10 protein-coding genes are annotated in these 8,757 nt (G+C 66.8%); 4 read left to right on the top strand and 6 right to left on the bottom strand.

Going from position 1 to position 8,757, the window contains the following annotated elements; genetic code table 11:
• Positions 1 to 438, bottom strand: a 438-nt coding sequence (locus ACEN88_RS18555; protein WP_413341885.1) for a glutathione S-transferase family protein, incomplete at its 3' end; no start/stop codon positions are given.
• A gap of 60 nt (positions 439 to 498) precedes the next feature.
• Positions 499 to 1,191 (bottom strand): helix-turn-helix transcriptional regulator, encoded by a 693-nt coding sequence (locus ACEN88_RS18550; RefSeq protein ID WP_413341883.1) that lies wholly within the window; start codon positions 1,189 to 1,191, stop codon positions 499 to 501.
• 189 nt (positions 1,192 to 1,380) lie between these two features.
• Between ACEN88_RS18550 and ACEN88_RS18545 the strand changes: the two genes are divergently transcribed.
• Genes ACEN88_RS18545 through ACEN88_RS18530 form a run of 4 tightly spaced genes read left to right on the top strand, consistent with a single transcriptional unit; the run spans position 1,381 to position 3,780 of the window.
• A complete protein-coding gene (locus tag ACEN88_RS18545; RefSeq protein ID WP_413341882.1) occupies positions 1,381 to 1,635 on the top strand; it encodes a hypothetical protein in 255 nt (84 codons plus the stop codon).
• A 13-nt stretch (positions 1,636 to 1,648) separates the two neighbouring features.
• Positions 1,649 to 2,539 (top strand): sensor histidine kinase, encoded by an 891-nt coding sequence (locus ACEN88_RS18540; RefSeq protein ID WP_413341880.1) that lies wholly within the window; start codon positions 1,649 to 1,651, stop codon positions 2,537 to 2,539.
• 1 nt (position 2,540) lies between these two features.
• A complete protein-coding gene (locus ACEN88_RS18535) occupies positions 2,541 to 3,323 on the top strand; it encodes a LytR/AlgR family response regulator transcription factor (RefSeq protein WP_413341878.1) in 783 nt (260 codons plus the stop codon).
• Positions 3,324 to 3,345: 22 nt separating this feature from the next.
• A complete protein-coding gene (locus ACEN88_RS18530) occupies positions 3,346 to 3,780 on the top strand; it encodes a VOC family protein (protein WP_413341876.1) in 435 nt (144 codons plus the stop codon).
• On the opposite strand, the gene ACEN88_RS18525 is transcribed toward ACEN88_RS18530, so the two are convergent.
• The 4 genes from ACEN88_RS18525 to ACEN88_RS18510 all read right to left on the bottom strand — a co-directional run.
• Positions 3,781 to 4,557, bottom strand: coding sequence for a DUF2076 domain-containing protein (locus ACEN88_RS18525; RefSeq protein WP_413341874.1), 777 nt, complete (start codon positions 4,555 to 4,557; stop codon positions 3,781 to 3,783).
• Positions 4,558 to 4,668: 111 nt separating this feature from the next.
• A complete protein-coding gene (locus ACEN88_RS18520; protein ID WP_413341872.1) occupies positions 4,669 to 5,076 on the bottom strand; it encodes a cytidine deaminase in 408 nt (135 codons plus the stop codon).
• Positions 5,077 to 5,187: 111 nt separating this feature from the next.
• Positions 5,188 to 6,510, bottom strand: coding sequence for a thymidine phosphorylase (deoA, locus tag ACEN88_RS18515; RefSeq protein WP_413341870.1), 1,323 nt, complete (start codon positions 6,508 to 6,510; stop codon positions 5,188 to 5,190).
• 79 nt (positions 6,511 to 6,589) lie between these two features.
• On the bottom strand, positions 6,590 to 8,757 hold a 2,168-nt coding region (locus ACEN88_RS18510; protein WP_413341869.1), incomplete at its 5' end, for an aldehyde dehydrogenase family protein.

The following is an 8,757-nucleotide window of genomic DNA, read 5'->3' as shown; positions in this document are numbered from 1 at the left end:
GTGCTGGTCCAGCACGCGGGCCGCCTCGGCCAGGTCGGCTGCGCCGCGCGCGACTTCCGCCGGATCGGCGTCCTGGCCCGTGACGAATTTCTTCCAGAGGTGTTCCCACGTGAACACGCCGATGGCCGGGGCGAAATGCTGGCACGCCCAGAACATCCAGCGGCTGACGTCCGCGCGCGCCCGGCGCTCCTGCGGCCACACGGTCTGGCCGGGCGTGCCCTCGGCCAGGTATTGCATGATCGCGCACGATTCCCACAGGATGAAGTCGCCGTCGATCAGCACGGGCAGCTTGGCGTTCGGATTGACCTCGCCGAGGCGGCGGCGGTCGTCCTGGCTGGCCAGGTTGATCTGGATGAGGTCGAACTCGATGCCGAGGTGGTCGGCCGCCAGCAGCACGCGGCGGGTGTTGGACGAGTAGTGGTTGTAGTAGAGCTGCATGGCCGTCTCCTGAGGGTTGGTTGATGCGGTGATGTTAAGACGGGCCACTGACAGATTCTGTCAGGAGTATTCGGGGATGTCGTACGCCTTGCGCCACTCCCGCAGCAGCTGGTGCCGCGGCGACGGATAGCGCTCCGTGATCGGCTCGGCCCGGACGATGCGGTCGACGCGGAAGTGGCGGATCGCATCGCGCAGTTCGCACCATGCCGCCATCACGCGCTTGCCCTCGAAGAACGCGAGCGCGAACGGCCATACGATGCGCTCAGTCGCCGTGTCGCGCTCGTCGCGGTACGCGATGCGCAGCTTGCACTGGCGCCGGATCGCCTCGCGCGCCGGCTGGATGAACGCCTCGACCGGCACCGCTTCCGGAAAGGCCGGCACCCACAAACTCATCTCGGCCATGTGGTCGCGCAGGTCGCGCGGCGTGGCCGTCGCAATCTTGGCCAGGGAGCGGTCGGCCGCGTCGGACAGCGCCGCATCGCCCTGCTGGCGCACCCAGCGCGCGCCCAGCACGAGGGCTTCCAGCTCGTCGGCGTCGAACATCAGCGGCGGCAGGAAAAAGCCCGTGCGCAAGACGTAGCCGACACCGGCCGAGCCGTCGACGGGCGCGCCCAGTTGCACGAGCGTCTGGATGTCGCGGTAGATCGTGCGTTCCGATACACCAAGGCGCTCGGCCAGGGCGCTGGCCGTCACGGGGCGGCGGTGGCCGCGCAGGGCGTCCATCAATTGGAACAGGCGTCCGGTGCGGCTCATGGCAGGCGTAAAAGTTTCATGGACGACATCATATTACGCCGGACCGACGGGGTCCAGACGCTCCCGTCCATCCGGCCGCACGACCAGTCATCCCGCATTTTCGGCAGTTCGTCGGTACCCCGTGGCCACGATGCCTGCAGGGATGTAGAGTGACTCCATCGAAACAAATTCCAACCGCAAGGAGTCATCATGACCAGGACCTACCACCGCAGCTTCGGCGCCACGCTGGAAGACCTCGCCCGCGACATCGTCGACGCCTGCCGCCGCACCGTGCGCGCCATCGCCGTGATGCCGTGGCCCGCGATGCTGGCGTGCTGCATCGCCCTCGCCTTCGTGATCAGCATCCTGCCGCTCGCATTGTTCCTGTTCGTCCTGTTCATGGGCATCAAGGTGGTCATCGGCGCATTCGTCGTGGACCACCGCCGCACACACCGCGAGAAATAAGCAGGAGAGCATCATGCGCGCCAGCGACATCAACCGCGTACTCGACTTCGTACGCGACGCCTTCCACGAAGCCAGCAAGGTGTGGTGGCGCTTCTTCGACTGGCTCGCCGTCGTCGAATGGCGCCAGCTGTTCCTGACGTGGTTCTTCGTCGTGGTCTTCTTCCAGCTCGTGAACACGCCCGAGCCGGGTTTCTGGTACATCTTCATCTCGTTCGCCGTCAAGGTGCTGGCGGGCGGCAAGCGCAAGGCGGAGCTGATGGCGCGCGAAGCGACGGCACAGGCCAACGTCGCCACGCTGGAACGCCGCCTGATGGAGGCGCAGATGGCCGCGCTGCAGGCCCAGGTCGAACCGCATTTCCTGTTCAACACGCTGGCCCTGATCGGCCAGCTGATCGAGACGGACCCGAAGGAAGCGGCGCGCGTGCACGCCCACCTGATCGACTACCTGCGCTCGACCCTGCCGCAGATGCGCCAGCGCGGCGGCGCGACACTGGGCAAACAGGTCGAGCTGTCGCGGGCTTACCTTGCCATCATGCAGGCGCGGATGAAGGAACGGCTCAACGTGCGCTTCGACGTGCCCGACTTCCTCGGCAGCGCCCCGTTTCCGCCGATGATGCTGCAGACCCTGATCGAGAACGCCATCAAGCACGGCCTGGAGCCGAAGATCGAAGGCGGCACCGTCGCCGTGCGCGCCCACGTGGTGGGGGCTGACCTGCACGTGGAAGTGTGCGACGATGGCGTCGGCATCGACCCGCACGCGGACGACGGCGTCGGCCTCGCCAACATCCGCGAGCGCCTGCAACTGCTGTACGGCGCGGAAGCGTCGCTGGACATCTCGACCCCGCCGGGCGGCGGCGCCTGCGCCACGATCCGGCTGCCCTACAAGATGATGGAGGATGCCTGACATGGTCACCGCCCTGATCGCCGACGACGAAGCCCCGATGCGCGACCTGCTGCGCGCGCGCCTGCAACAGGCGTGGCCGGACCTGCAGATCGTCGCCGAGGCCGCGAACGGCGTGGAAGCCGTCGAGCTGGGAGAGCAATTCCGGCCCGACATCGCCTTTCTCGACATCCGCATGCCGGGCCTGTCCGGCATCGAGGCGGCGCGGCGGCTGTACGAGCGGTCGCACATCGTGTTCGCCACGGCCTACGACCAGTACGCGCTGGACGCCTTCGAACAGGGCGCGCTCGACTATCTGTTGAAACCCGTGTCGGCCGAACGGCTCGCGACCACGTGCGCGCGGCTGCAGGCGCGCCTGCGCAAGCGTTCGTCGGCCGAGGCCGCGCCCCCGCAGGACATCGGCCAGCAACTGGCGAAGCTGACCACCCTGCTGGAGAACAAGGGCAAGCCGGACAAACCGACTTACCTGCGCTGGATCCAGGCCCAGGTCGGAGCGAGCCTGCGCATGGTGAGCACGCGCGAGATCCTGTTCTTCCAGTCGGACGAAAAATACACGCGGGTGCAGACGGCCGCCGCCGAATTTCTGATCCGCAAGACGCTGAAGGAATTGCTGGACGAGCTCGACCCGGACGAGTTCTGGCGCATCCACCGCTCGACGCTCGTGCGCGTGGACGCCATCGCCGAAGTGAAACGCGACCTGCGCGGACGCCAGATGCTGAAGGTGCGCGGCTATCCGGGCGAGCTCGAGGTCAGCCGCAATCACGGCAATCTGTTCCAGCAGATGTGAATCCATCCCATAGGAGACCGCCATGCCCTCGATCGCCATCCCCTGCCTGCGCTACCGCGACACCCCGGCCGCCATCGACTGGCTGTGCGAAGTCTTCGGCTTCGCCTGCCAGGTCGCCGTACCCGGCATCGACGGCGCCATCGCCCACGCACAACTGACGCTCGGCGACGGCATGATCATGCTGGGCTCGGTCAGCGACGAGGGAGAATATGGCAAGGTGCTCGTGCAGCCGGACGAGATCAAGGGCCGCCAGACCCAGACCGTCTACCTGCAGGTGAACGACGCCGACCGCGTGTGCGAGCGCGCACGCAATGCCGGCGCCATCATCCTGCAGGAACCGAGCGACACGGAATTCGGGAGCCGCGGCTTCATGTGCCGCGACCTCGAGGGCCACGTGTGGAACGTGGGGACGTATGATCCGTGGAAGCCGGAAGACCTGTTCCTGACGAACTCGTGATCAGCTGAACAAGCCTTCGTCCGACCCATCCCCGTCAAAAAAGCCCTGCCCGCCGTCGATACTGCCGTTGTCGACGCTGCTGTCGAACAACCCTTCCGACGAGCCATTGTCCAGCACACGGTCCACGTCACCCAGCCCCGCCTGGTCCGCCAGCGCGCTGCCGGACTGGTCGTTGAACAGGTTGTTGCTCGGATCGTCGCTGTTCAGCAAGCGGTTGCCGCCGTGGTCATGGTGGCCGAACATGTTTTCCAGGCCCTGGAAGAGGAAGCCACCGGCCGCGACACCGGCCGCCGTCGCGGCGATCGAACCCAGCGTACCGCCGAAGCCGCCACGCAGGAAGCCGGACGACGGCGCCGACTGGTATTGCGGCTGATTCTGCGGCTGATACTGCGGCTGATACTGCGGCTGATACTGCGGCTGATACTGCGGCTGATATTGCGGTTGGGATTGATAAGGCTGTTGGGTATCGCGCTGGTAGGACTGGGCCGGCTGCGACCTGCCGCTATTGCCCCAGGAATTTGCGTCGAGGAATTTACCGCCGTCACCACCTTGCTGACCGGAACGCACCTGGCTTTCCAGCCCGGCGATGCGGTCCTTGGCATTGTTCAGCGCCTGTTCGAGCAGCAACGCCCTCTGCACCAGCAGATAGGCAGCATCGGGTTGCTGGGCCACGGCGCGCTGGATCAGGGCCTCCGCTTCCGGGTCTTTCTGGATGCCGCGGGCCTGGATCAACTGGCTCAGGAAATCGTGCAACATCTGCGAATCTTGCGGGCTCATGACATCTGCTCCATTGAATGGTCGGATAGCCCACATGTTGTGGGCCTGTCCTTGAATTCAAGTTTGACAGCATCCGGGCAAGATTGCCTTAAACGGCGCTGAACCGTGCGCTCAGGACTTCTGGAGATCCCGCCCGCCGAACGCGTTCGGCAACTGCGCGGCCGCGGTCGTCTCCATCACGTCGCCCTTCAGGTTCGCCAGCACGACGGGCAAGTCGTTGCCGCCCAGTTCCAGGATCACCTGGCGGCAGGCGCCGCACGGGGCGATGGGGCCATCCGTGTCGCCGATGACGGCCAGCGCCGTGAAGTCACCCGGCACGTAGCCGTGGGCGATGGCGGAAAAGAATGCCGTGCGTTCGGCGCAGTTGCACAGGCCGTAGGATGCGTTCTCGACGTTACAGCCGCGGAACACGCGGCCGTCCTTCGTCTCGAGCGCGGCGCCCACCTTGAAGCGCGAATAAGGCACATATGCCAGTTCGCGCGCGGCGCGGGCTTCGGCTATCAGTTTTTTGTATTTCATGGGGACTCCCGAACGTCGTCCCCGCGAAAGCGGGGACCCAAGGTTGCTTGCGCAGTCGAGACGCCGACGAATTGGGCTCCCGCCTGCGCGGGAGCGACGGTTGATGTCGTCTTATGGGCGAATCGTTTTGTAGATCATCGGCTGCGCGGCAGGCTGTTCGGCCGCGATGCGGTACGCCGCCTGCACTTCGCGCACGGCGCGTTCCGCGGCATCCCGCGTGCGTGCGTGGACGAGCGCCAGCGGCTGGCCCGCCTCCAGTTGCGTGCCCAGCTCGACGAGGTCGGTGAGGCCGACGGCGAAGTCGATCGGATCCTGTGGACGGATACGCCCGCCGCCCAGGCCGACGACGGCCAGGCCCAGGCCGCGGCAATCCGTCGCGTACGCATAACCCGATTCGAGCGCCGGCACCGGCACGACGATCGGTGCCTTCGCGAGGTGCGCGTCCGGATTGTCCATCAGGTCGGCCGGACCGCCCAGCGCCTTGACCATGCGCGCGAAACGCTCGGCCGCTTCGCCCGAATCCAGCGCGTGCTGCAGCCTGGCGCGCGCTGCCTCGTCGGTCGCGGCGAGGCCGGAGATGACGAGCATCTCGGCGCACAATGCCATCGTCACCTCGTGCAGGCGTGCCGGGCGCGACTTGCCGGCGAGGTAGTCGATCGCGACGCGCACCTCGACGGCATTGCCGGCCGCCGGGCACAGCGACTCGTTCATGCCGGTCAGGATCGCCGACGTGCGCGTGCCGGCGCCGTTGCCGACGTGGACGATGGACTCCGCCAGCTCGACGGATTTTTCATACGTCGGCATGAACGCGCCGCTGCCGGCCTTGACGTCCATGACGAGGGCGTCGAGGCCCGCCGCCAGCTTCTTCGACAGGATCGAGCCCGTGATCATGGCGACGGATTCCACGGTCGCCGTCGTGTCGCGGATGCTGTAGAAACGCTTGTCGGCCGGCGCCAGCTGCGCGGTCTGGCCGATGATGGCGACGCCGACTTCCTTGACGATCTTGCGGAACAGTTCCGGATCTGGCACGGTGCAATAGCCGGGAATCGAATCGAATTTATCCAGCGTACCGCCCGTGTGACCGAGGCCGCGGCCGGAAATCATCGGGACATAGCCGCCGCATGCCGCGATCATCGGGCCGAGCATCAGCGAGACGACGTCGCCCACGCCGCCCGTGGAGTGCTTGTCGACGACGGGACCGGGCAGGTCCAGCGACTTCCACTCCATGACCTGGCCGGAATCGCGCATCGCGAGCGTGAACGCGACGCGCTCGTCCATCGTCATGTCGTTGAAGTAGACGGCCATCGCGAGCGCGGCGATCTGGCCTTCGGTGACGCTGCCGTCGGGGATGCCGCGCACGAAGAAGCGGATCTCTTCCGCGGTCAAGGTGCCGCCGTCGCGTTTTTTGCGGACGATTTCTTGGGGAAGGAACATAGGTTTATCCCGTTTTGGATACTGTCTTCAAAACGTCATTCCCGCCTGCCCGGGAATGACGGGCTCGGGGTTCCGGGCCTCAAACGCCGTACGGAATCCACACATTCTTGACCTGGCTCGCGTGCTGCAGCACCGCGCGCCCGCCCGCCTGCTTCGCATCGAACCAGTCGCGTCCTTTCGCGCCGCCCGTCCACGTGCGCTTCAGCGACTCGGCCGACAGGCGCTCGACTTCCGCGCAGCCTTCCGCCGAGCCATCGTGGCGCCACACGGCATCCACGTCGAAGTGCGACGCCAGCGTGCGGGCCAGCTCGTCGTGGCTGCCCGTGACGATGTTCAGCGCGCCGCCCGGGAGGTCGGACGTGTCGAGCACCTGGTACAGGTCCAGCGCGGACAGCGGATGCGCTTCCGACGGCACCGCCACGACGCGGTTGCCCAGCGCCAGCGCCGGCGCGACGAGCGAAATGAAGCCCAGCAGCGGGTTCTCGTTCGGGCACACGATGCCGATCACGCCCACCGGTTCGTTCAGCGCGACGGTGATGCCGTGCATCGGCGGCTGGTGCGCCAGGCCATCGTATTTGTCGGCCCATGCGGCCCAGTAGAACAGGCGCTCGATCGATGCCTGCACTTCGCGTGCCGCATCCTTGGCGCCCGTCTGCGCAAAGATGCGCGCGGCGAATTCGTCGGCGCGGATCGCCAGGTTTTCCGCGATGTAGTACAGCACCTGCGCGCGGTTGTGCGCGGTCGCTTTCGCCCAGCCGGACGCCTTGTGCGCCGCCTCGACGGCGTTGCGGATGTCCTTGCGGTTGCCCTCGCCCACGTCGGCCAGGAACTCGCCGCCGGCGCCATGGATCGCGCGGCTGTACGCGCCGTCCGGGCGCGCCTGCTTGCCACCGATGTACAGCTTCGCGGTGCGGTCGACGGCAAACGGGCTGTCGCCGCCCGCCAGCTTCACTTTGCCTTTGTGCTCCAACTGAGCTGCGACGACAGGTGCGGCCGGACGCGCATCTTCCGCCAGCGGCACCAGGTACTCGACCATGCCCTCTTTGCCGCCCTCGCGGCCGAAGCCCGATTCCTTGTAGCCGCCGAAACCGCATGCTGCGTCGAACTGGTTCGCCGTGTTGATCCACACGACGCCGGCCTTGATCTGCGGGGCGACGTCCAGCGCGAGGCTGATCGATTCGCTCCACACGCAGGCCGCGAGACCGTACACGGTGTTGTTCGCGAGTTGCACGGCTTCGCCCGGCGTGCGGAAGCTCGATGCGACGAGCACGGGGCCGAAGATTTCCGTCTGCGCCACGGTGGCCGACGTCGACGCGCCCGTGATCAACGTGGGCAGGTACCACGAGCCGGCGACCGGCGTTTCACCGGCCGGCTGCCAGATCTCGCAACCTTCGGCGCGCGCGGCTTCCACGAGGCCGTGGATGCGCTGCTGCTGCACCGGATCGACGAGCGCGCCGATGTCGTTCGATTTGTCGAGCGGCGAGCCGACGCGCAGGTTCTGCATGCGCGCCTTGACCTTCTCGATGAAGCGCGGGTAGACGCTTTCCTGCACGAGCAGGCGCGAACCGGCGCAGCAGACCTGGCCCTGGTTGAACCAGATCGAGTCGACGAGGCCTTCGACGGCCGCATCCAGGTCGGCGTCGTCGAACACGATGAACGGCGACTTGCCGCCCAGTTCCAGCGACAGTTTTTTACCGGTGCCGGCCGTAGCCTTGCGGATGATGCGGCCCACTTCCGTCGAGCCGGTGAACGCCAGCTTGTCGATGCCCGGGTGGTTGACGATCGCCTCGCCCACGCGGCCGTCGCCCGTGACGATGTTGACGACGCCCGCCGGCACGCCCGCCTGCTGGCAGATCTCGGCGAACAGCAAGGCGGTCAGCGACGTGTACTCGGCCGGCTTGAACACGATGGTGTTACCTGCGGCCAGCGCCGGCGCGACCTTCCACGCCAGCATCAGCAGCGGGAAGTTCCACGGGACGACCTGGCCGACGACGCCGACGGCGCGGTAGTCCGCGAATTCTTCCGACTGCAGCTGGGCCCAGCCGGCGTGGTGGTAGAAATGACGGGCGGCCAGCGGCAGGTCGGCGTCGCGCGTTTCGCGGATCGTCTTGCCGTTGTCCAGCGTCTCGAGCACGGCGAACAGGCGCGCGTGCTTCTGCAGCAGGCGCGCGAGCGAATACAGGACTTTCGCGCGGCCGTGGCCACCGAGGGCGACCCAGCCCGGCTGCGCGAAAGTCCTGTATTCGC

The organism is Massilia sp. CT11-108, from assembly GCF_047302915.1.
In the GTDB taxonomy this organism is placed as follows: Bacteria; Pseudomonadota; Gammaproteobacteria; order Burkholderiales; family Burkholderiaceae_D; genus Telluria; species Telluria orientalis.
This window is presented reverse-complemented; position numbering and strand designations above follow the sequence as displayed.

Coding starts and splice junctions, on each gene's coding strand:
- ACEN88_RS18550 (WP_413341883.1), bottom strand. CDS start 1,191: ATGAGCCGCACCGGACGCCTGTTCCAATTGATGGACGCCCTGCGCGGC.
- ACEN88_RS18530 (WP_413341876.1), top strand. CDS start 3,346: ATGCCCTCGATCGCCATCCCCTGCCTGCGCTACCGCGACACCCCGGCC.
- ACEN88_RS18525 (WP_413341874.1), bottom strand. CDS start 4,557: ATGAGCCCGCAAGATTCGCAGATGTTGCACGATTTCCTGAGCCAGTTG.
- ACEN88_RS18540 (WP_413341880.1), top strand. CDS start 1,649: ATGCGCGCCAGCGACATCAACCGCGTACTCGACTTCGTACGCGACGCC.
- deoA (WP_413341870.1), bottom strand. CDS start 6,510: ATGTTCCTTCCCCAAGAAATCGTCCGCAAAAAACGCGACGGCGGCACC.
- ACEN88_RS18520 (WP_413341872.1), bottom strand. CDS start 5,076: ATGAAATACAAAAAACTGATAGCCGAAGCCCGCGCCGCGCGCGAACTG.
- ACEN88_RS18545 (WP_413341882.1), top strand. CDS start 1,381: ATGACCAGGACCTACCACCGCAGCTTCGGCGCCACGCTGGAAGACCTC.
- ACEN88_RS18535 (WP_413341878.1), top strand. CDS start 2,541: ATGGTCACCGCCCTGATCGCCGACGACGAAGCCCCGATGCGCGACCTG.